At 46.1% G+C, this 23,647-nt stretch carries 18 protein-coding genes; 9 read left to right on the top strand and 9 right to left on the bottom strand.

What is annotated here, in order from left to right:
* Positions 1-49: 49 nt before the first annotated feature.
* Both FIU99_RS10080 and FIU99_RS10075 read left to right on the top strand, forming a co-directional pair.
* On the top strand, positions 50-1,429 hold the full coding sequence (locus FIU99_RS10080; RefSeq protein ID WP_039952631.1) for a carbohydrate porin: 1,380 nt from the start codon (positions 50-52) through the stop codon (positions 1,427-1,429).
* A gap of 227 nt (positions 1,430-1,656) precedes the next feature.
* Positions 1,657-3,276, top strand: a complete 1,620-nt coding sequence (locus tag FIU99_RS10075) for a glycoside hydrolase family 32 protein (protein ID WP_006962683.1) — start codon at positions 1,657-1,659, stop codon at positions 3,274-3,276.
* Positions 3,277-3,407: 131 nt separating this feature from the next.
* Here the strand turns inward: FIU99_RS10075 and FIU99_RS10070 are convergent, their stop codons facing one another.
* A complete protein-coding gene (locus FIU99_RS10070) occupies positions 3,408-4,073 on the bottom strand; it encodes a YopT-type cysteine protease domain-containing protein (protein WP_006962682.1) in 666 nt (221 codons plus the stop codon).
* 442 nt (positions 4,074-4,515) lie between these two features.
* Between FIU99_RS10070 and FIU99_RS10065 the strand changes: the two genes are divergently transcribed.
* The 3 genes from FIU99_RS10065 (at position 4,516) to FIU99_RS10055 (ending at position 7,816) form a co-directional block, all read left to right on the top strand.
* Positions 4,516-6,069 (top strand): methyl-accepting chemotaxis protein, encoded by a 1,554-nt coding sequence (locus FIU99_RS10065; RefSeq protein ID WP_006962681.1) that lies wholly within the window; start codon positions 4,516-4,518, stop codon positions 6,067-6,069.
* Positions 6,070-6,118: 49 nt separating this feature from the next.
* Positions 6,119-6,424, top strand: coding sequence for an NIPSNAP family protein (locus FIU99_RS10060; RefSeq protein WP_006962680.1), 306 nt, complete (start codon positions 6,119-6,121; stop codon positions 6,422-6,424).
* 186 nt (positions 6,425-6,610) lie between these two features.
* Complete coding sequence (locus FIU99_RS10055) at positions 6,611-7,816, top strand: EAL and HDOD domain-containing protein (protein WP_006962679.1); 1,206 nt, start codon at positions 6,611-6,613, stop codon at positions 7,814-7,816.
* A 102-nt stretch (positions 7,817-7,918) separates the two neighbouring features.
* On the opposite strand, the gene FIU99_RS10050 is transcribed toward FIU99_RS10055, so the two are convergent.
* Positions 7,919-8,848: an aminoimidazole riboside kinase gene (locus FIU99_RS10050; RefSeq protein ID WP_006962678.1), complete on the bottom strand. Its 930-nt coding sequence runs from the start codon at positions 8,846-8,848 to the stop codon at positions 7,919-7,921.
* A gap of 194 nt (positions 8,849-9,042) precedes the next feature.
* Here FIU99_RS10050 and FIU99_RS10045 point away from each other — a divergent pair, with 194 nt between their 5' ends.
* Positions 9,043-10,041, top strand: coding sequence for a LacI family DNA-binding transcriptional regulator (locus tag FIU99_RS10045; RefSeq protein WP_152472263.1), 999 nt, complete (start codon positions 9,043-9,045; stop codon positions 10,039-10,041).
* Here the strand turns inward: FIU99_RS10045 and FIU99_RS10040 are convergent.
* Both FIU99_RS10040 and FIU99_RS10035 read right to left on the bottom strand, forming a co-directional pair.
* Complete coding sequence (locus tag FIU99_RS10040) at positions 10,038-10,499, bottom strand: hypothetical protein (protein ID WP_006962676.1); 462 nt, start codon at positions 10,497-10,499, stop codon at positions 10,038-10,040. The genes FIU99_RS10045 and FIU99_RS10040 overlap by 4 nt on opposite strands.
* A 36-nt stretch (positions 10,500-10,535) precedes the next feature.
* The gene (locus FIU99_RS10035) at positions 10,536-11,876 is read right to left on the bottom strand and encodes an MATE family efflux transporter (protein WP_006962675.1); all 1,341 of its coding nucleotides are present in this window, start codon (positions 11,874-11,876) and stop codon (positions 10,536-10,538) included.
* Between the two features lie 104 nt (positions 11,877-11,980).
* On the opposite strand from FIU99_RS10035, the gene FIU99_RS10030 reads away from it, so the two are divergent.
* Entirely contained in the window at positions 11,981-12,937 is a 957-nt protein-coding gene (locus FIU99_RS10030; protein WP_080555965.1) for a LysR family transcriptional regulator, read from the top strand.
* Positions 12,938-13,206: 269 nt separating this feature from the next.
* The gene (locus tag FIU99_RS10025) at positions 13,207-14,250 is read left to right on the top strand and encodes a hypothetical protein (protein ID WP_006962673.1); all 1,044 of its coding nucleotides are present in this window, start codon (positions 13,207-13,209) and stop codon (positions 14,248-14,250) included.
* Between the two features lie 39 nt (positions 14,251-14,289).
* Here FIU99_RS10025 and dld read toward each other — a convergent pair whose 3' ends face one another.
* The 5 genes from dld to FIU99_RS10000 form a co-directional block, all read right to left on the bottom strand.
* Positions 14,290-15,999, bottom strand: coding sequence for a D-lactate dehydrogenase (gene dld, locus FIU99_RS10020; RefSeq protein WP_006962672.1), 1,710 nt, complete (start codon positions 15,997-15,999; stop codon positions 14,290-14,292).
* Between the two features lie 352 nt (positions 16,000-16,351).
* On the bottom strand, positions 16,352-17,185 hold the full coding sequence (locus FIU99_RS10015) for a MurR/RpiR family transcriptional regulator (protein WP_006962671.1): 834 nt from the start codon (positions 17,183-17,185) through the stop codon (positions 16,352-16,354).
* Positions 17,186-17,452: 267 nt separating this feature from the next.
* A complete protein-coding gene (locus FIU99_RS10010) occupies positions 17,453-18,472 on the bottom strand; it encodes an ABC transporter permease (RefSeq protein ID WP_006962670.1) in 1,020 nt (339 codons plus the stop codon).
* Positions 18,473-18,552: 80 nt separating this feature from the next.
* Entirely contained in the window at positions 18,553-20,046 is a 1,494-nt protein-coding gene (locus tag FIU99_RS10005; protein ID WP_006962669.1) for a sugar ABC transporter ATP-binding protein, read from the bottom strand.
* Positions 20,047-20,100: 54 nt separating this feature from the next.
* On the bottom strand, positions 20,101-21,111 hold the full coding sequence (locus FIU99_RS10000) for a sugar ABC transporter substrate-binding protein (RefSeq protein ID WP_227495657.1): 1,011 nt from the start codon (positions 21,109-21,111) through the stop codon (positions 20,101-20,103).
* Positions 21,112-21,727: 616 nt separating this feature from the next.
* Between FIU99_RS10000 and iolC the strand changes: the two genes are divergently transcribed.
* Entirely contained in the window at positions 21,728-23,644 is a 1,917-nt protein-coding gene (iolC, locus tag FIU99_RS09995; protein WP_006962667.1) for a 5-dehydro-2-deoxygluconokinase, read from the top strand.
* The last annotated feature ends 3 nt before the right edge of the window (positions 23,645-23,647 follow it).

Genomic DNA, 23,647 nt, shown 5'->3' with positions numbered 1-23,647 from the left:
TGCTGCTGAATCCAAGTTATTTACTCAATGGAGAATTAGAATGAACAATATGAAGTCTTTACTTGCGTGTGCTGTCACTCTGGCAATCACACCTAATGCCTTTTCTCAAGACGATATGGCTTCTCTTGAAGCAAGGATCTCGGAATTAGAAAGCCGCCTAGCTCAAACAGAGCAAGTAGCAAAAGAGGCTGAAAAATCTGCCGGAAGCTTTGAGTTCCACGGTTATGCGCGAGCAGGGTTGTTGATTAATGATAGCCTGAATGGTGCGACAGGAAGTGGCCCATATATGACGGCGGCAGGAACCTTAGGTGCTCCGGTTGGACGTCTTGGTCTTGAAGATGACAACTATCTGGAAGCGAACCTTGTCCATAATCGCGTGGCCGAAGATGGTTCAAAAGCGTATTACAAAATCATGTTGGCGGACAGTGTCGAAACTAACAATGAATGGACGGCAAGCGATAGTCAGCTAAACGTTCGACAGGTGTACACAGAGTTCTCTGATTTAACCTGGTTTAGCGGTGCGTTTGAAGATGCGAAAATCTGGGCGGGTAAGAGATTTGATAGAGACAATTTCGATATCCATTTCTTTGATTCGGACATCGTATTTCTCTCTGGTACGGGCGCCGGTCTGTATGACGTGAAACTAGGTGAGGACTGGAAAGCAAACTTCTCTCTTTATGGCCGCGATTTTGGCGAAATCGATAGTTCAAGCACTGATGTGGAGAACTATGTTGCGACTATGAACAACTACTTTGGCTCATGGCAGTTAATGCTCAACGCGATGAAATCAAACGATAATGCAGACCGCTCAACCAGCTCATCGTCACCTACAGAGCGAGCAGAAGACGGCCTGCATGCAATGTTCGCCTACCATGGCAATGACTTTTTCGGTGTCAGCGAGGGCTTCTCGAAGTCTGGTGTATTGATTGGCCAGGGCCTTGGTGCATCACTCAAAGGTATTGGCTCTGATGGTGATCTGAATGATGATGCTCAGGCAGTTCGAATCTTTAGTTATGGCGTCACTAAATTCTCCGATAACTGGCGTATCGCACCCGCATTTATGGCTGAAATGAGCAAAGATCGTGTTAAAGATAACGATGAATTCCTATGGGCATCTGTTAACGTTCGATTGGCTCAAGAGCTAAATTCGAACTTTGAGATGGTTTATGAAGGCTCCTACCAGTACATGGATCTAGATAACAGCGTGGAAAAAGCAGACGGTAGCTTCTACAAGTTAACGGTGGCTCCGACTGTGAAGCTGGCGACGTCAGCTGGATTCTTTGACCGCCCTGAAATTCGCTTTGCTGTAAGTTACGTTGACTGGAGTGAAGATCTGGACAACTACTCAGTAAGCTTGGATTCAGGTGCCAGCACAATGGGACAAGGTGGTGAAACCTTGTTTGCCCTACAAATGGAAACTTGGTTCTAGCCCTGAGTTTTCAAAGAATCATTGCTCGATAAAAAGGCTTCCGGTCGGGTGTTAGCTTAGTGCCGGAAGCCATTTTCAATTTCTGAATCTCACCGGATTCGGCGTATTTATTTTCGTTTCGGTACACTCTGTCACCACCTGAATAGTGAAGGCGAGTATCTACTGATCTTGTTCAAATAGAACAAATAGTGTATTTTGCAAACGTTCCCAGTTTTTAGGTTTTAAAGATGTCGGTTGAAAGCCTGATCACCCAGTGTGGTGGTGAGACAAACATAACAAGAGTTCTGATGCCGCAAGGTCGATTGATATTTGCAATCAGAGATTGTTCGCTAGTGGCGAGCACTGTGTCAGGTTCTCAAATCAAAATTGTACTAGATGAATATCAAGTAGAGTTCCCAATTCCAGACTCATTAAGTCCCGCGGATCTGCTGTCTATAGGACAGCGTATAGGCGAAAAGCAAAGGTTGGAACTTGAACACGCGCTCGACGCGGTTAACTGTCCGTTTCGACCCGATTGGCACATTTCTCCGCCACAGGGGTTACTCAACGATCCTAATGGTTTTGTTTACCATGACGGGCAGTATCACTTGTTTTATCAATGGTACCCCCATGGCTGTATCCACAAAGACAAATACTGGGCACATTTAACCAGCAAAAACTTGATTGAATGGCAGTGGCAACCAGTTGCGCTCACACCGTCTGATTGGTTTGATAGCCATGGTGTTTTCTCCGGGCACGCACTCAGTCATGGCTCTGAGTTGATGCTGTTCTATACGGGTAATGTTCGTATTGGCGAGAATCGCGAACGTCACACAACTCAGTGTCTTGCCACATCCAAAGATGGTGTGAATTTCGATAAACATGGGCCGGTTATCAGTGAGTTACCCGATGGAGTTACCGCACACATTCGCGACCCTAAAATCGTCCGACATCAAAACCGATGGTTTATGTTGTTGGGTGCACAAACTACGGACCTAAAAGGACGCCTGGCTGTTTACACCTCAACAGATCTTAGGGCCTGGAAGTTTGATGCGCTTTATGGTGAAGAGCTGGGGGACTTTGGCTACATGTGGGAGTGTCCTGACATGTTTGAACTCGATGGGCAGATGCTTGTCGTCATCGGGCCACAAGGGATTGAATCTTTCTCTAAGCACAACACCATTCCTCATCACAACGGGATTGCTAAAGCTTGTTTGGAAAATGGTTTATCTTTGTCGCAGTTTGAACATCTAGACTATGGTTTCGATTTTTACGCTCCTCAGACACTTGAAACACCGGATGGCCGGCGGGTGATGTGTGGCTGGATGGGATTACCTGATGAAGTTGACCAACCAAGCAGCGAAAATGGTTGGGTGCATCAGCTCACTTGTATGCGTGAGCTCAGTTACCAAAACGGACGGCTGTACCAATGGCCTGTTAAGGAACTCGAAGAACTCGTTCATAGCCAACGCTACATTGAGTTAAGCGATGAGCCGTATCGCTTGGAGCGTAACTCGTTCGATCTTGAAGTTGAGCTGGAGTGGGGGCAGAGCCTGAATTTGTTTGAAAGTAGCCAGCACAAAGTTGTCTTGTACGCAGATGAAGATCGCCAAACACTTATACTGGATCGCAGCCAGACACTGAATCGAGCGGTAGATACTCAAAGAGAACTCAAGATCGATACAGATAAGATTCAGCTGCGCATTCTTGCCGATACTTCCTCAATAGAAGTTTTTGTAAATCATGGCCAGGCAGTGATGACATCACGAGTTTTCGTTGAGCAGGCAGCGACAGGTATTTCACTGTTGCATGGCTGCCAGACCGCCAGATTAAAAACACTCAAAGCAGCACGACCGCCATTTGCTTGATTAGGTAACGGACTGCGGCGGTGAGTTGGCGTAACCGGTATTCAGACATTGAAGCTATATTTGGCGAAGAGCCAAGCGCGTAAGATTTTAAAAGGCTAATCAATTGAATAGCCTTTTTTTATTCGTATCGTTTACACAGGCGCAACCTGCCAGATGCCATTGATTGAGCGGTAATCTGACAGTAACGACTTATCCAGAAAGCGTTTTAAATCGGTGCGTCTGCGCCATCTCACGACCTTTTTCAGATTTGGATCGTAGTAATAGAGGTAACCCGATGGGCTGAAAAAGCCCTTGGCTTTACTCGACGCTACCGCAATGGCGTGTGAACCACTGTTCGCGCGCACTGAAATCAGATAAAAGCGCTTATTGTTATCCAGTTTGGAAAATTCTGCCTTCAACCCATTGATATCAATTTGGTTTGTTGAGCGGACAACTTTCATGTTTCTCACTCGCGACAGCATCACCTTTTGTGTTTTCTGAGTTGAGAGAGACTCAATTGCAGCGCCACGCGCTGACAATAAGCTCATAGCTTCTGCGGGATGTCTCTGAATAAACGGTGTCTTGGATAACAAGGTCTGAATGTTTTTCATCGACTGAATTTGTTGAGTGCATTCCAACTGTGCCTGATCAAGGTGATGCCGTTGATAAAACTCTCCATTTTCTGTCGCTCCGTTGGCGTGAGTACACCAGAGCTTCCCATAGTGCGAGCCCTTCATCATTTCACCAAGCCACTCTGTTGTCAGAGACTTGCAGATATCTGGCTGAAAACGATTCGCTTCATACAATGTCATACTCATAGTTTTAGACCTTCTCGTAAGAGCCGCAGCTCAGGTGAGCATTAATACATCCGCCTGCGCCGTTGAATTGCTCACTCTTTAATCTTTGAGTGCGTATATAACTCGATCAATTCCTATAGTGCTTTCATTGTGTGGTCGTACCTATTTTCTGAACAATATAGTGATGGGGTGTTTGATAAATATACGTTTTGAGCTCGGAACGCAGCCAATGTCTTGTTGTTTGGGAGGTTGAACACCCGTTTTGCTATGCTACTGGTTGCATCTGAAATGACGATATTTACCTCTTTAAGCCGTAGATTAAGAATCAAACAATAGACAACTATTAAGAAAAAGAAAATTTGCGCCAATGTAAGGGTGACATGGTTGTAACAACATGTTACAAAGCGCAAAAACCATTATAAAAATAAGTAGTTATTGCAAGCCTGCTTCATTGAGAAAGACCATGACCATAAAAACAAAACTATTTGGCCTTACCGGCCTCTCTATTCTTGCGCTTATTGCCATTGTAACCATTACAGAGCTGAGTAACCTCAAACTGCTCAAGCTTGAGAAAACCCTAATTGAAGTAAAAGATATGGAAGTCTCACTATTAGAGATGAATCGTATCGAATATGAGTTTTTAGACAAACCAGATGCCAGTAAGCTTGAAGAGTTCAAGGCCGAGTATGCGAATTTCCAGACCCTATCAAGCATGCTTTCCAATGATCTTGATGCACTTGGCATTGTTGTTCGTCAACTTCCTACCTTAAGTAAGAAAATTACTTTGTACCGCAAAGATCTGGAAATGTTAGCGGTGAGTTATGATTCTGATGCTGCGCAAGTTGAACACCTCAAGCATGAGATGAAAGGGCTGTTCACTGACATCTTTACTATCTTCCATGGAATTGAATCGACACTAGACGCAGAAATTGAACGCGCTCAGGCTAGTATTGAGCGTTTCATCGCTGGCTCTGTCATCTTTGTTGCCGGGTTACTATTATTGGGCTCGTACTTCCTTATCCGCAGTGTTCAGAGCAACATCCAGCAGCTGAGTAATATGATGTCGACTATTGCCAATACACATGACCTGACTCTTAAAGCCAATACCGATCGAAAAGATGAAATCGCAGAAATGGCAGGGCAGCTTAATAGCCTTCTGGCTAGTATTCAGGGGCTGATATCTCGTGTGCAAGGCAGCGTCAATGAGCTGGGAGCGGCTTCTACTCAGTTACAACAAAGCAGCGTGGATACCGAACAGGCGTTAAGTCAGCAGCAGATTGAAACTGATAGTGTTGCGGCGGCAGTAACTGAAATGGGTGAGACAATCAAAGACGTCGCCAGCACAACGGAAAGCGCTGCGGACAACACTCAGAGAAGTTACGACACAGCTCAGCTTGGCTTTAATGATATTGTGGAAACACGCGATACCATTTCATCGCTTTCAGAAGACTTAGCCACTGCCCGCGGTGAGGTGAATCATTTGCTGGCACTGTCTGATCAGATCAGCAGTGTATTGAATGTGATTGGTGAAATTGCAGAGCAGACGAACCTCTTGGCTCTCAATGCTGCGATTGAAGCCGCACGAGCAGGGGAGCAGGGACGGGGCTTTGCTGTAGTTGCTGATGAAGTTAGAACACTTGCAGGTAAGACTCAGCGTTCAACCGCGGAAATCTCCGATATTATCAGCGCGGTACAACAGCAGACTCAAACGGTGGTTTCTACGATTCAGTCATGCAGCAACAAAGGGGCAGACAGCGTAGACATGTCAGAGCAGGCCCTAAGTCACATCAAAGCGATTATGGAAGAGATGAAACACATCCTTGACAGCAGCACGCAAATTGCGCTGGCAGTGGAACAGCAAAGCACGGTCTCAGAAGAGATCGCTCGTAACGTTAATACTATTCGTGACCTGACTTACGCTAACGTAGGCGCTGTGTCCGAAAACGCGCAGTCTGCCACTGTAGTGGCGAGTCAGGCCACGGATCTGACACTGGCGATTGACCGCTTTAAGGCGTAAGTTAATTAGCCATACATTAAGGCATGGATTCAAATCAAGGAGTAGAGAAATGGTCACCTGTTACATTCGATATGTTATCAACCCGAAGAAGGTCAAAGAGTTTGAGGAGTACGCCAAAATGTGGATCCCTCTGGTAGAGAAATTTGGCGGCCAGCACAACGGCTATTTTCTGCCTTCGGAAGGTGCTAGCAACATCGCACTGGCATTGTTCACCTTTGAAAGCCTGACAGCCTATGATGAGTATCGCAATAAGTCTTTCCAAGACGAAGCGTGTATGAAAGCATTTAAGTTCGCCGAAGAGACAGAGTGCGTCATCAGCTACGAGAGAAGTTTCTTCCGACCTGTGTTTGAATAAAATGTATTGTTTTGTTGTTTCTAACGGCGCCTGTGGGCGCCGTTTTTGTTGCGCTAAAAATAACCAATGAAGAGACTAAGCGGTATCTCACTTTCTGCCCTTCAAATCGCACAATTGCAATGGCTCTGTACTATAGTTTTTTAGCAAACCGATAAGAATTCTAATTAAATAACGTCAGGTAATACTATGAGTAGCAAGCTATCAATTGTCGCTAGGCAGCCTATCATCGATAAGAATAAGGAATTATTCGCCTACGAATTGCTATACAGAGAAAGTGATACAAATGCGTTCCAATCAGAAAATGCAAAAAGAGTCACCATGCGCCTTCTTTCTGAGCAATTTCTTACCTTTCAAAAGAAAAACTTAGACAACAAACAAGGCTTTGTGAATTTTGAATATAAAGATCTGATAGAAGGCGTACCCTTTGATTTCTCTTCAAATGATATCGTTGTAGAAATCCTCGAATCATGCAGCCCAACTGACGAGCTTTTCAATGCTGTGAGTGAGTTAAAACAAAAAAATTACCTTGTGGCACTGGATGATTTTGAACCTTCTCCTGAATGGGACCGATTTTATAAACTCATTGATTTTATTAAATTAGATCTTAGAGCGCTTTCAATGAAAGAATGCGCTGGAATCATTCGTGATTTTCAGCATTCCAACATTCAGTTTATTGCGGAAAAAATAGAGGATAACACTGAATTCCAACAAGCTTGTCAGTGTGGTTTCGACTACTTTCAAGGGTATTTTTATCAAAAACCAGAGCTGATAAAAACAAAAAAACTGTCTGCGTCTGCCGTTGATATTTTTAAGCTTTCAGCCCTTGTTGCAAAAAGAGACATTGAAGTTCATAAGGTCAATCAAGTCATAGAAAGAAACCCAATCTTATCGGTCCAGCTTCTAAATTTTGTTAACAATGATTCCAGACTCAATAGATCTATAGAAAGTACGCAGCAAGCTTTAGCATATCTAGGCAATGACAGAATAAGAAAGTATGTCACCTACACAACGTTGTCGGCGCTTTCGCCTAGTAAACCTAACATTATTCTCAGGAATTTACTCACAAGAGCAAAACTATTGGAAGAGTTAGCAGCTAACATTAGGCAGCCTCATTTAGCGGATTCTGCCTATCTCTGTGGAATGCTTTCACTTGTTGAGGGTTTGTTAGATATGGCATTGGAAGACATTGTTTCGTCTTTGTCATTATCTGATGTGATCACCGAGGCCCTCATACATAGGAAGGGGGTATTAGGTTCTCTACTCTCAATAGCAGAAGCGATAGAAAGTTCTAATTGGAAACTTTTGGAGTCTTTACTGAAAGATATTGAGCTCCATGAAGAAACCGTCATGGATTGCATCACCAATTCAAATGCATGGGTGAGCGAGATGTGAGGGTAATGAAGTGTTCCCTGAATTGTTGAGTTTTCGCGTAGGTGAGTTAGGAGAAAAAGGCAGAACTCTCTGCCTTTTTTCTTATCCAGAATTTCCTGCCAATTACCTCAGAATATATTCCTCAAGAGCCTGATAGGAAGGTAGAGCAGTCATAGCGCCTTTCTGAGTAGTAGCAAGTGCGCCACAGCCGTTAGCCCATTTTACCGCAGACTTAATGACCTCAAGCTGCTGCCAATCATTATATTGAGACAACTTAGCGAGCAAGCCTCCGACAAAAGCATCGCCTGCACCTGTAGTATCAACGGGTGATACTGCTTGGCTGGCAATAAGCTGTTGTGTTTTTTCAAACAGGACTAACGCACCTTTCGCTCCCTGAGTGATTAAGACTAGTGTATTTTTAAACGGTTTTAGTGCTTCCACACCTTGTTCAAGGGTATCGCTGCCTGTCAAAAACAGCAGCTCATCATCCGAAAACTTGACGACATCGGCCAGCGCAATTGCTTCACGTACGATAGGTTTGAGCTCTTCTGGATTTGCCCACACCTCTTCTCTTAAGTTAGGGTCAAAACTTACATATCCACCTGCGGCTTTAATCTGACGCATCGCTTCCAGTGTGCTGCTGCGACTTGGCTCGTTCGCTAGTGCAATTGAGCATACGTGCAGCCACTGACCCTGGGTGAAGGTCGGTAGGTCACTGGTTTCAAGGAATTGGTCTGCACTAGGCTTGACCATAAAGGTAAAGCTTCGCTCGCCAGAATCATCAAGGTCAACAATAACGGTCGAAGTGCGCTGTGCTTCGTCGAGTATCATCATCTGCGTATCGACTTGCTCTTGCTTGAGTGTCTGTTGCATAAAACGGCCGAGGGGATCTTGCCCGACGCGACCAATAAAAGCAGCATCACCGCCCAATCTGGCGATGGCGACTGCCACATTAGCAGGCGCGCCACCTGGGCATTTCAAGTAGCTGGACTCGCTATCTGGAATCAGGTCTACAACTGCATCTCCTGTTACCCAAACTCTGTTTTTCATCATTGCATCTCTTACTTAACTAAATTAAGCTGATTGTATAGCTAAAACGGTTTAGCGATCTAGGTTTGCAGAGATCATTTATCACGATAAAGATCAAATTGTGATCATTGTCAGAGTCTAAACATGAGAGCGCAGTGGCGTTGATTGAGCTAGCAGCAAGGCAGGCTGATAAAGACACCGAGTAGGAAAAGAGAATAATGGCAGGTAAAAAACTGAAATTGGCAGACATCGCAGCATTGGCGGGTGTTTCCAAGTCAACAGTGAGTTTTGTGCTCAATGGACACGCAAAAAAGCACCGTATTCATGAAGACACGGTGGAGAAAGTACAGGCTATTGCTGAACAGTATCATTACAAGCCGAGTATCTACGCCAGAGCGCTCAAGTCTAAGCAGACCTATACCGTAGGCTTAGTCATTCCAGATTTAGCGAACATGGGCTTTGCGAACATTGCTAAACGGTTGGAAATACTGTGTCGGAATAATGGTTATCAGCTACTTATCGCCTCGTCCGACGATGATCATGAACAGGAACAACAGGCAGTAAAGAGCTTGATTGAACGGCAGGTGGATGTCCTGCTAGTGGCAACTTGCATGATGGATGACACCTTCTATCAACCTATCAGTCCAAGCACTCCAGTAATTTTCTTTGACCGTATATTAGAAGATAGCGATTTCATCAATATCAAAACCAATGCTGAAAAAGCGACAAAGGAAGTGGTGGCTCAATTAGCCTTAAGTGGTGAAGAGTGCGTGTATATCGGTGGTCAGCTTAACTTGTCTACGAGCCGAGATCGTTTTAAGGGCTATCAGCTCGGGCTTAAGGATGCAGGTGTGCGTTTTGATGATCGCTACGTGTATACCAAGGATTATCAACCTGAGTCAGGCTACGAGCTCATGGCACTGGCTGTAGAAGATCTAGGGCGTCTACCTAAAGCCGTGTATACCGCCTCGTATTCATTGTTGGAAGGGGTTTTGCGTTTTTTGACCGAGAAGAACATGCTGGATGAAGATATTCGCTTGGCGACCTTCGATAACTACGACATTCTGGATTGCTTACCTGTGAAAATTGACTCGGTTGAACAGGACTGCGATCTGATTGCTCAGACACTATTTGATTACGGACAAGCCATTCTAAAGCAGCCGGAGATGAAAACAGGAATTACGGTGTTGCCCGCCAGAATTCATCGTAGGCGCTAATCTCTTGATTGGTCTTGCATCTCGATATTTGCGGCTGCGAACCTTGATATCGGTGATTTGTCTTTGGATTGATACCAAAAGGCTGGCATTGCGTTGAGAAAGCCTGCTTGTTTTAAGACGTTCTTTTCTGCTTTGGTAATGGTCGCGTAATCCAGAAGGCTGTCGAGAATACGGCGTAATGCTCTTGGTGTGAGTAAACCATCACGCCAGTAACGTTTGATTTCTCCGGTGATCACTTCGTGCGGAACCAGCGGCTCAAGCTCAGCGTGCTTAATGATAGTAAGAGAGCGGGAACGAGGGCAGCGCTGGCGGGCGAGTTCCCAATCTGGCTTGCCTTTCTTAGTGAGGTAATTTTCCCGGAAGCAAAAATAGCTGAAATAGAATCGCTCGATGCTGTGCCAGCGTTCGGCTTTTACTTCCAGAAAAATATGTTCAAATTCAATATCGAGGTCTGTCATCGCTTCTCTCACTTATGGTCGAAGCGATACTACCGACTAACCCATGGCTACGGCAAGAGAATCTGTATTGCGTTGCTTTTTAATCGCCAGCAGAAGCTGAACAAGTAGCAACATACCTGTGACGCCTAGACCAATACCGATACCGCCCCAGATGCCGCCTAAACCAAAGTCTGGCAGTAGCAGCCATGCAGCAGGCAGACCAAACAGCCAGTAGCCGACAGCCGTCACTACAGTCGGGCCAACAACGATCTTCATGCCGCGAAGTAGGTTAATCGCCAGTAGCTGCCACGCATCAACAATGAAAGAGAGCGCGACTACCCATAGAACGGCGACGAGCAGTGTTGAAAGCTCAGAATCCAGATTGAAAATGGAGCCGATCAGCTCAGGCCATAACATGAACACACCTGCCAGCACTACGCTGATCACTGTCGTCAGGCCAAAGCTACGAAGGGCTGTGCGCTTAATACCATCATAGTCTTCCGCACCATAGTCCTGCCCGACCAAAATTGCTGCGGCTTGCGAGAAACCAAAGTTGATGTTCCAGGTGAAGCTCAGACATTGCAGAAGAATTTGGTGCAATGCGAGCGCAGCGATACTGATGGTGCCTGCCATCAAAGTGCCACCGTAAATCAAACCGTGTTCAAGCAGCGCAGCCAGTGCAATAGGCAAGCCCATGGCCAGTAAAGGTTTAAGCAATGATAGCGAGTATTCTTCTGTATTTTTCCACGGCGCAAACGGCATGTATTCAGGGCTCTTAAACACCCAGTAGCCGTAGCCCAGCATCACAATGAATGCCGCTAAAGCGGTACCCGCGCCAAGTCCTGCCAAGCCAAGCTCTAGCTGGAAAGCAAGCAAATAGCTGATAGGTACGTTGAGCGCAACCGTCAGTAATGACATCACCATGATTGAACGTACATTACCGAGCGCACTGGTTAAGCCGCGCAGCACCAGTAGCATCAGAGACGGCAACATGGCCCATTTTAATGCGTCTAGGTATTCCATAGCTGGGCCAGCGAGCTCTTGAGGCTGCTTCGCCAGTGCCAGCAGTTGCGGTGCATATGCAAAACACAAGGTTAAGATCGCAGACAGGATCACCGTCAGTAGTACAGCCCCTTTTACTGCTAAGCGGATTTGCTGATTGCCATATTCCGGCCTCGCAATACGTTGACCATAAGCAATCGCAATTAAGTTCGCCACACAACCCACGGTGCTGCTCGCCACAATAAAGACGAAACTGTAGATGGACGCACCCAATCCTCCGGCTGCCAGCGCAGACACACTGAGTCGCGACATCATCCAGACATCAGTCAGAACCAGTGCCATTGCGATGAGTTGCGAAATTATCAGTGGAAATGCCAGAGAGAGAATTTTTTTCATTGTGTGCCTCGTGATCGTTATCACAATAAGGTACGAGTTTGCTGGCTAGCCTTCAAATGACATTTATGCCACTCTTACATGAGTTCAGATCATGCGAGTGAATTATGTCCCCTTATAACCGTCTCCCTTATTCACACAACGGATTGAAAGTCTTTGAATCTGTGGCGCGCCTTATGAGCTTTACCAAAGCGGCTGATGAGCTTAACGTTACCCAAAGTGCAGTCAGCCGTCAGATAAAGCAACTTGAAGATGAGCTAAAAGCATCTCTAGTGATCCGAAAACACCGAGCGATTGAGTTAACAACGCAAGGGAAAGATCTCTATGAAGTGCTGCGCAAAAACTACGTTGCGCTAGACAGCTTGATTGCTCAGTGGGCGGTGCCGAATAAGAAGCGTATTGTGATCAAAAGTGCGCTCAGTTACGCCACGCGTATTCTGATGCCTAAGGTTGCGATGCTCAACGAGCGATACCCTGAACACGAGATTGTCATCATCCCATCGATTGAAGAAGATCCACCGCTTGATTCTGAAGACTGCGATCTGCTGATCGTGAACACGCGAAAGCGTGAGCGATACCAGAATCGCTCAGATGTAACCTTTCTTCGTGATGAGTTTATGGCGCCGGTTTACGCTGAATCCCTCTCTAAGCAGCATATTCAGTTAAGTGATGTTCTGACGTTGCCACATCTGCATGCCACCCTTGATCATCAGGATTGGAAAAACTGGTTAAGCAACGCTGATCTGGAAGGGGCGAAAAAGGGCAGGGATACTGTGTTCTTCAGCTTGGATTTAGCGCTAAGTGCCTGCCTATCCGGCCAGGGAGTGACAGTGACGGATCTGCTGTTGGTATTACCTGAACTCAAGCGTGAGTTTCTCAAATGCCCTGAACAGCTTTCACTTCAACATAGCGATTGGCAGTACTACTGTTATCAACGTAATCATTCTCCCATGATCAGTGAAATCCTGAACTGGTTGGTCGAACAGACTCAAAATGAGCTGAACCAACTTAAAGTGCTGTGCGACAAATTTGGTTGGAGCCAAGCAGACGTGACCTTGGATTGAACTCACCATCCTAACCAGTAGAGTGGGGGCTCTTTTCCCTCTCTGTAGTGTAAAAATTGCTAAATAAGCTCTGTAAGACAACTCGTTATTCTTCCTATTATTCAGTGTGTTAGATGTAAATAAATGTGCTGTTAAGTTTAGTGTGGAAACGTTTTTTGATTTAACGACATCCGTGCGGATACTTCCCATCATCGATTTATACACACCAGATTTCATGGTGTTCTGGTGTGCATACGTCTCAGTTGGGTATGTGATGAGTGGGAAAACTTATGTTTAAAAGAGCGGCGATTTCGGTTTCGGTACTAACTGCGTTACTTGTTGGTTGTGGCGGTGGTGGTTCTGGCGATGCTGGAAGCACTGGCAAAAATAATATTAATGGTGGTCAAAGCCGTGTTGTTTATCCTATGGGGATCTATGTTGCGACACTAGGAAATGGAAGTGACGATATTCTACGCGCTAGTGATACATCACCGCGTTACATGGGGGTAGGCATTGGTTATCACTATACAGGTGAGCAACAGTTTTGGAGCCAGTCGGTGAGTGTAGATGCTTCAAACGATTATCACAAAGTAGAAGTGTCGGCTGGGTATGAAGTCGCTCAGTCAACAGTGAGTGATGCAATGGAATATGCTTCTAAGCAAGTGAAACCAAGTGGTGAGGTGCTTAGTCGCTCATTACGCAACGCTAAATTGTCGAACTTAGGCTGGATTTTTGGTGAATGGCGAAAAGATCTTTCTGCTGTGCAAAAGGCGCAGATTAAGTCAATTCACTTGGATGATTATGAGTTTAATACACTGGATTATGGCTTTCGGATGACTTCGGAAGATTCTGGCATCCAAGGAGAAGACTTTAATGTTTGGTATCAACAAGTTGAAACTGAAAAACTGATTGACGTTTTGGCTTCTCTGCCAGATACAGAATGGAAAAGCATTGATGCTTACAACCAACCTAATGCCTATAACCGTTACAAATTTACCCAAGTTAACAACGGCCCATTGATGGTCACCGCTTTCATTGAAGACAATGGCGTCGAGTACTGTAAGACTGAGCCAAAGGGTTTCGCCATGTACAATGATAATCAGATTATGCGTTTTGAAACTAAGCTTGAAGCGTCTAACGTTGAGGCGTGTAAAACCTATCTGAAGCAGTCAGGTACCAAGCCATTTGAAGGTGAACACGGCATTCTGATTGGCTTTGTGAAAAGTACCAGTGGTCAATCTCAGATGGCGGTTTATCACACAGGTTTTTATCAAGAAGGCGAATTGGAGAAGCATCAAGCCTTGAGCGGTTCAGGCATGTTTGTGAAGAATTAATCGTAAAACGGAGCTCAATGAGCTCCGCTTTCCTTTCTGTTAACCGCCACAGCAGCTGCAGTTACGTTTGTACTTACTCATTTTACCTATACCTGGGTTAAAGGTATTGGTTGGATCCAATGAGTGGTAGAACTCCTGAAGCTGCTTTTCGGCTTCATAGAGGTGGCCTACGTTATGCTCTGCTGGGTATTTGGCGCCTTTCTGAGTTAAAAGCTCAAGCATTTTCTGTTTGATCTTCTTCGTATCCGCGCCCTTTCTAAAGATGTAATCCTGATGGAAGACATGACACATAAAGTGACCGTAGTAGAGACCCATAACCAAGTCTTTGGTGATCTCTTCTGGTAACTGTTCCACCCAGTCAATGTCGTTTCGGCGCAGGGCAATATCTAGCGCAAGAATGTCTTCCACTTCATTGGAGTGAATGGTTTCATAGCGAATCGCAGCACCCGCAGCCGCAAAGCGATGAAGCAGAGCTTTCTTGCCTTCATCAGCATCACAAACAAAGTACTCACACCCGTCCTGCTTAGACCAGACGTTCTCCAGGTATTCTTTCGCTTCATCGATACCACCATCACTCATTTTTAGGATCAGATGGTGCTCGTACTTATCTCTGAATTCCAGCATGCGCTTAGGAAGGTGCTGTGGGAACAGTTTGGTGAGCCAGTAAAGTGTAATATCTGGCAAATCTTTAGATACAAACGGAATGCGTTTCAGGATCGACTCAACTTTTGCTTTTAGCGCAAAGAACTTAGGCAACTTGTCAGTGCCTAGGTGATGAATCGACAGGAAGACATCTTTACCGTAAGTTTCCGCCAGATTGAAAATGTCGCGGTGCATGTATTCGCCCATTTCTGGCAAATGCTTAAAGCCACTCAGCATGTCACGGCGCAGCATCGTCATCTTCGCTGGATCGCTACAGCCGATGTAGAAAAGCTGTTCTTTTTCAGCGACAGGGTTGGTATCGACACGGACTGCAAACACTGCGAGCTTACCTGCACAGCCACTGGCTTCAAACAGGCGTCTGGAATCAGCATTAAAACGGGAAGGGGTTTCTGCATCGACGTCACGAACGCGAGCTTCGTACTCTTTGTCTGATGCCATCGCATCACTGTGGATGATCTTAGAAGGGTCAAAGTTGCCTTGTTCAACATTGGTCAGGATTTCTTCTGGCGTTTCACCAAGGCCTTCGATACCTAAATGATTCACAAGTTCTAGTTTGCCTTCTTTGGTGACCTGGCCAAACAGCGCTAATTCCGTGTACGCAGGGCCGCGTTTGACTAAAGCACCACCGGAGTTGTTGGCAATACCACCAACAACTGTTGCGCCAATTGAAGAAGAGCCAATCACGGAATGAGGCGCACGGTTAACGGATTTAAGCTTCTTCTCAAGTTGGTGAAGGCTCACACCCGGTAAGCTGATGATCTGTTTGCCGTTTTCAATCAAATGCAGCGAGTTAATACGCATGATGTTGATCACCACAACTTCTCGGTCGTAATCGTCACCACTTGGTGCAGACCCTTCAGTCAGACCGGTTTTGGCGGCCTGCATGATCACAATGCAGTTCGCTTCTACCGCGGCCTGAAGCAGGCGCCACTGTTCAACTAATGAACCGGGAAACAAAACTGCCAGTGCTTTGCCTTTACCCGAGCGGAAGCCTGAGCGGTAATATTCGGTTTTTTTGTTATCGGTTAACACATGGTCTTGGCCGACAATGTTGATGAATGTCTGAATTAGCGCTTGATTACTCATGGCGTCCCTTTGCTTCCTTTGTGACGTGCTTGTTATTTTCTGGTTTTGCATATTTTAAATTCGAAACTCAATTCGAACCAGAAGCAGAAATTCACACTTGTGTGTTTTCTCGGTCAATAAAACACGCTTTGGAAGCTGAATCACCAAATATCAATCACTTAAGCCAGTATTATTCTTCGATTATTGGAAGAAGTATCATTGTCTTTTTCCAAAATTGACATAATAAGTGAGGAGCTAGAGGCGTTGAATTGTAAAAAATAAGTGATCAAACCCTCACTTAGCTCAATGATTTGACCTTGGCAGGTATAAAGAAGAAATAAGCGGCAGTGATCGACCACTGCCGCTGAGAAGGCTAGAGTTTTTCAGCCTGATCGAAGGCCATAGACACCGCGAGAGTTTGCGCTAGGCACAAAGACGCAGACTGAGAACGAAATGCATCCACTTTGGCTTCTTTGACCACAAAACACACGTCGCTGAACGCTGCGAGCGGGCTGATTTGGCTATCGGTAATCACAATTTGATGTGCACCGGCTTTGGATGCGACTTCGCTTAGCATCACGGTTTCTTGCGCGTAAGGGCTGAAACTGATGGACACGATGGCATCTTTAGGGCCAATCATGCTCAGTTGTTCTTTGAACATTCCACCAAGGCCATCAATAAGGAAAGCGCGCTTATCCAGATGACGTAGTGCGTAAGTCAGATATGACGCGACGCTAAACGAGCGTCTAAGTCCAATAAGATAGATATTCTCCGCATTACGCAGGATATCAACCGCCTGCTCTAATTTTTCAGCTGAAGTTTGAGCGGCAAGGTGATTCATTGCCTGAGAATTAGCGCGGGCAAATTCCTCCAGAATGTCTTTTGGCGTTTCTGGTGGGTGAGGTTCTCCCTCTAGCTGTTTATACAGTCTGGCTCGATCGGTATAGCTGGTGGTTTCCTCAACCAGATTACGACGAAACAGTTGTTTCATATCATTGAATCCGCTGAAGCCAAATGCACTGGCAAAACGAATTAGAGTCGATGGAGGTACTTCGGCTTGCTGAGCAATAACGGCAACAGTATCAAATGCAACACTGTTAGAATTATCAAGCACATACTTAGCTACTTGCTGGAGTCGCTTACTCAGGTCAGAGTAATTATTGCGGATCTGATCCTGCAGCTCTCCGAGCGAACTGGCCGCTTTCATGTCACTCTCCTAGGTTCGGAATCTGAAATAAATCTTCCGTAAAGATACCTTAAATTCGAAAATCGTGAAATATTTGTTTCAGAACGAGATTAGTGATGGCTTCCAAAAATGGTCAGAAGCTGGATGCGAGAAGAAAAAAGCGCCGCAACGTAAAGCGGCGCAAACAGGGTAATCCCCAGAAGCTATTGCCATATCAGGGCTGACGTTGTGAGCGCAGCGTCAGACAAGATATTCGTGAAAGGACAATAGCTTCAGCCCTACAAAACGTTATTTGCTTTTCTTGTGACGTTTCATATCGAACATCACAGCAAAAATGATGACTAAGCCTTTGACGATTTGCTGCCAGTACGCTGAAACATTGAGCAAATCGAGCCCGTTTTGAAGCACACCCATGATCATAGTGCCTATGATGGTGCCCTGAATTGTACCGATACCGCCTGCATGGGATACACCACCAACGGTTGCAGCGGCAATCGCATCCAGTTCATACATGACCCCAAGACCCGGTTGACCAGAGTTAATGCGTGCAGCCAGAATCAAGGCCGCAATACCCGCCAGAAGGCCTGCGTAGGTGTAAACCAGAATTTTGTATTTATTGACGTTGATACCCGAGACGTAAGCTGCAGTTTCGTTGCCGCCAATCGCGTAAGCGTACTTACCGAAACGGGTGTAGTTGAGCAGAATGTAGGAGACAAAAGCCATGACGATGAATATCACCACAGGTACAGGAAGTCCAGCAATGTTGCCTTGTCCAATCCACTGATAGGACTCTATCAGACTACTGACCGGGCGGCCATCTGAGTAGAGCAGGGCAGCGCCACGCGCGACGATCATCATCCCTAGCGTTGCAATGAATGGCGGAATACCTGTGTACGCGATTAAGGCGCCGTTAATGTAGCCACACAATGCACCTACCGCTAATGCTGCGATGATGGGCACGATCACTGGAAACTCTGGCATGTTTGGATACATGCGCATACTCCAGTCGAGTGTTTGCGCCATACTGGCCGATACCACCGCTGCGACGGCCAGCACTGAGCCGGATGAAAGGTCGATACCACGAGTGATAATGATGATGGTCACGCCCAACGCTAGCAGACCGATACTGGCCATCTGAGTAACCACATTGAGCAGGTTTGCCACGGTCAGAAAGACGGGAGACAAAATCGTCATCACGATACACATGGCAACAAAAACAATGTAAATCGCGTACTTAGAGACAAGACGTTTGAAATTTTTGTTTGGCTCGCCTTCGGTTGAGGTAGCCTTAATCAGTTTTGCAATCATAACTGCATTCCTTGAATTACTTCTTAATCACCTGCCAGGCAGGTGAACAAATCCTGATAAACGAATGACGATCTGAGACCTTAATTGAGCGCCATTGACATGATTTTCTGCTGCGTTGCTTCTTGCCCTTCAATCGCACCTTTTAGCTGACCTTCATGCATGACTAGAATGCGGTCACTCATCCCCATCACTTCGGGCAGCTCGGAGGAAATCATCACCAAACTCTTACCCATACCGGTAAGCAGGCGCATGAGTTTGTAAATTTCAGACTTAGCACCAACATCAATACCGCGTGTGGGCTCATCGAGGAACAAAATGTCAGGCTTGGTCAGCATCCAACGGGCAAGCAGCACTTTTTGCTGGTTACCACCACTGAGGTTGTCGATGGTTTCGTACATGCCTGGAGTTTTCACTCTGAGCTTTTTACAGTGGTCTTCGCTGTCTGAGCGCATCTTGCGAACATCAAGCACATTCACCACTTTGTTACGGTATGCGTCGAGATGAGCAATGGATGTATTCGCAAAGATATCGAGCATCAGATATAAGCCGGAATGGCGTCGATCTTCGGTCAGGAAAGCCATCTTGTGGCTGATTGCGTCTTGTGGGGTTTTGATTTCCACTTCATTTCCGTTGATGCGGATCACTCCGGTGTCTTTCTCGCGAACCCCAAACAGAGTTTCAATCAGTTCCGTACGACCTGCACCCACCAGCCCGGCAATGCCAAGAATTTCGCCTTCGTGAAGGTCAAAGTTAATGTTGCTGAAGGCGCCTTCAACGGAGAGATCTCGCACTTCAAGACGAGTTTTGCCCGGTTTGGCTGTCGGAGGTGGGAATACGTCACCAAGATCTCGACCCACCATCATCTGCACCAGTTCTTCGTTATTGGTCTCTTTGGCTTCTCGTTCACCAATAAAGCAACCATCACGGAAGACGGTAATGTCGTCGCAGATGCGGAAAATCTCATCCATTTTGTGGCTGATGTAGACGATAGCGCAGCCACGACTTTTCAACATTTCAATGATTTCAAACAGATGGTCGACTTCTTTGTCGGTTAGAGCGGAAGTCGGCTCATCCATGATGATGATTTCTGAGTGGTAGGAGATGGCTTTGGCTATTTCAACCATCTGCATCGTTGCCACCGTCAGTTCAGTCATCGGGGTTCGTGGATCTAAATCCAGATCGAGCTTTTTCAGCAGCTCTTCGGTATCGCGATACATCTTATCGTGGTCAATTAGCTTTAACGGCCCCTTAAGCGGTTCGCGTCCCAGCCAGATGTTCTCTGCAATACTGCGATATAAAATAGGAGAAAGCTCCTGATGGATCATAGAGATACCTGATTCCAGCGCTTCTTTTGCGCCCGAGAACTCAACGGCTTCTCCTTTGTAGCGAATGGTGCCACTGTCACGCTGATAAATACCGAACATCACCTTCATCAGGGTTGATTTACCAGCGCCGTTTTCCCCCATCAATGCCATGACTCGGCCTTGTTTAAGGGTAAGCTGAACGTTGTCTAATGCTTTAACACCAGGGAAGGTTTTGGTGATACCACGCATTTCGAGTAAAACTTGACTCATAACTACTACTCCAAAAAGTGCTCTGCACTGAAGGTGCAGAGCGCTGTTATTCCATTAACCTTTTTGTTTCGCTTCGAACGCGGCTAGGTTGTCCTGTGTGACCAGCTCTGCTGGGATCCAAGTAATTTGATCGTGCTGTTTACCTTTAACGGCATCAACTGCGGCATCAATCGCGCCACGAGCCTGACCACCTCCGTCTTGGAATACCGTCGCATTCAGAGAACCATTCTTAACTGCGATCAGACCATCTGGCGTAGCGTCGACACCAACGACTAAGGTGTCATCAAGTTTGCCCGCTGCACGTAGAGCCTGAATTGCACCCAGTGCCATGTCATCGTTGTTAGCCAAGATAATGTCTAACTGGTCGCCAGAGTTGAGCCAGTTTTCCATAACGGTCATCCCTTGAGCGCGCTGCCATAGACCTGTTTGCTTACGAACCACATCGAAATTTGGTTTGTCTTGGAAGAAATCTTCCACACCCTTAGTTCGCATGATGGCGGCTTCCTGAGTCAGCATCCCCATCAGGATACCCACGTTGCCACCGTCTTTAATGTTGGCGGCGTATTCCGCCTGCGTTTCGCCGAACTTCAGCTCTTCAGAGCCAACGTAGAAAACGCTTTCCGGCAGGTAAGAAGGACGTCGGTTGAGATACACCAGCTTAATACCGGCATCAAGGATGCGGTCGGTCATTGGTTGAGTTGCGTCAGTGTTTACAGGGACGAGAATAATTGCGTCCATTTGCTGGACGATAAAGTTCTCTACCTGACCCAACTGCTTCGCTGTATCTTCCTTGGCATCGACAAAGGTCAGTTCAACTTTGCCGTCAAATTGTTGCGCGTATTTGTCCATTGCATCTTTCATGTACACCATGAAGGTGTCATCAAAGTTGGGAATGGCAACGCCGACCCGTGTGACGTCCGACTTGGCTTCTTCCTGACCACAAGCTGTCAGTAGAAGTAACCCAGAAGTCACGAGTAGGCCTTTAAGTAAGGTTTTAGAGGTAGTGGCGAGTTGTTTCACCTTGGTCAGCAGCATGGTAAGTCCTTGATGTAATGATGGCATCATTGCCTCCTTCGTTCTTGTTCAACCGCGTTCCACACATAATGAAATTTTCATTTCATTTTTGCTTGAATGCGGCTGTGAGTCCTATTCAGCTGTTTCAATCGTTATCTTTTCAAACTTGCAAAACATACTTCATTGGTTTGAAAAATATTTTTTATTGGTGTCGGTGAGAAACTATATGTGGATGTTTGAATTCTGACCAGTCGAATTGTTTCTCAATTGTTAAAACTGTTATCGCGATCTCACTGAAATTTACATTTCAATATGACGTTCAATATTAAATTATTGATTTATAATAAATAAAAAATTTTTGTGACCTGTTTCTGATATTTGTGTTAATTGAGTCTTTCATTTGTGGAATTTTTGTTTCAGCGGAAAATATTGAATGGTATTTTGATAAATATTTTTCATTTTATGTGTGTCTTAGAAATGAAAAGAATGGATTTGAGTAAAAAATGGCCATGGATCACAGTCTGGATTTTGCATTTCATTTTTCATTGAAAATGAAACAAATGTTTCGTATAAAGGTTGTGAAACACAAATAACCTTATTCGGCGATAGTTGGAAACCGGGTTGGTGTCCCCGGTTAAAACCAGCAAAGTATTAAAGGAGTAACCAAATGAAGGCCATCGATAAGAAACTCGATCTTATATGTATGGGACGTGTGGCCGTTGACCTGTATGGGCAACAGATTGGTGCCCGTCTAGAAGACATGGGGTCGTTCGCAAAGTATCTCGGTGGGTCATCGGGCAATGTTGCCTACGGTACGGCGCGTCAGGGCTTGAAGTCATCTATGCTAGCGCGTGTTGGTGATGAACATATGGGCCGATTCGTGCGTGAAGAGCTGCAAAGGCTCGGAGTAGACACCAGCCATCTGATCACCGATCAGCAACGCCTGACCGCGCTGGTGATTTTAGGGATCAAAGATGAGGACACGTTTCCACTGATTTTTTATCGCGATAACTGCGCAGACATGGCAATAACGTCTGACGATGTAAGCGAGGAATATATCGCTTCAGCCCGTTGTCTAGCGATTACAGGTACGCATTTGTCTCATCCTCAAACAAGGGAAGCAGTGCTAACAGCGCTGAAATATGCTCGCAAACATGGTGTAAAAACAGCGCTGGATATCGACTACCGACCAGTATTGTGGGGGCTGACTTCCATTGGTGATGGTGAAACACGTTATATTGAATCAGAAAACGTTACAGCATCACTTAAAGAGGTGCTGGGATTATTCGACCTTATTATCGGTACAGAAGAAGAATTCCATATTGCTGGAGGGTCTGAAGATACTTTGCAAGCGTTGAAGAGTGTACGTGAAGTATCGGATGCGGAACTGGTCTGCAAACGAGGGCCACTTGGCTGTTCTGTGTTTAGTGGTGAGCTACCAGACGATCTTGACGGTGGTATCAACGCTCGCGGCGTAAGAGTAGAAGTGCTCAATGTACTCGGAGCTGGGGATGCGTTTATGTCTGGGTTATTGCGTGGCTACCTCAATGGTGAGAGTTGGCAGCAGTCTTGTGCGTACGCAAATGCATGTGGCGCGCTGGTGGTTTCAAGACACGGCTGTGCGCCAGCAATGCCAAGTAAGGAGGAGCTGGATGATTATCTGGCGCGAGCAGAAGAGGTACCGCGTCCGGATCTTGACTCACACCTCAATCACCTTCATCGAGTAACAACGCGAGATAAAGAGTGGGATGAGTTGTGTGTACTGGCGTTCGATCACCGTATTCAGTTTGTCGATATGGCGCGTTCAGTCGGTGCTGATATCAGTCGGATTTCTCCCCTTAAAGAACTGATCTATAAAGCCAGCCAGGAAGTGGCGTGTGAGGCCGACTTGCAAGGTAAAGCTGGTTTATTGTGCGATGGCTCTTTCGGTCAATCGGTATTGAATCAGGTTACGGGCAGCGGTTGGTGGATAGGGCGTCCAGTCGAGCTACCGGGATCGCGCCCACTAGAGCTTGAGCACGGCAACATCGGTTCACAATTGATTGACTGGCCACTTGAGCATGTCGTTAAGTGTTTGGTGTTCTTCCATCCGGAAGACAATCATGCGTTGCGTTTGGAGCAGGAAAAACAGGTGCAGGAAGTCTACACCGCCTGCTGCAAATCCGGCCATGAAATGCTTTTAGAAGTTATTCTACCCGCTGACATGGAGCGCGATGACGCCCTTTACCTTCGCGCCATGCAGCGCTTCTATAACCTAGGTGTGAAACCTGACTGGTGGAAGCTTCCACCGATGCAAACAGAAAGCTGGCAAACGGCTGAGGCACTGATCAACGAGCGTGATGCGCATTGTCGAGGCGTAGTATTGCTCGGGCTAGATGCGCCGGAAGAGGTGCTGCGTGAAGGCTTTAAGCAAGCTGCGCAGAATAATGTAGTCAAAGGCTTTGCGGTCGGGCGAACTATATTTGGTCAGCCGTCTCGTGCTTGGTTAGCTAATGAGATAGATGATCAAACTCTCATCGATCAGATTAAACGTAATTACCACAACCTGATAAGTCTGTGGCGTGAACGTGGTCAGGAGGGGTAAAGA

Source organism: Vibrio sp. THAF64 (assembly GCF_009363455.1).
GTDB classification, from domain to species: domain Bacteria; phylum Pseudomonadota; class Gammaproteobacteria; order Enterobacterales; family Vibrionaceae; genus Vibrio; species Vibrio coralliilyticus.
The sequence above is the reverse complement of the archived record's forward strand: the minus strand, read 5'-3'. Positions and strand labels throughout refer to the sequence as shown.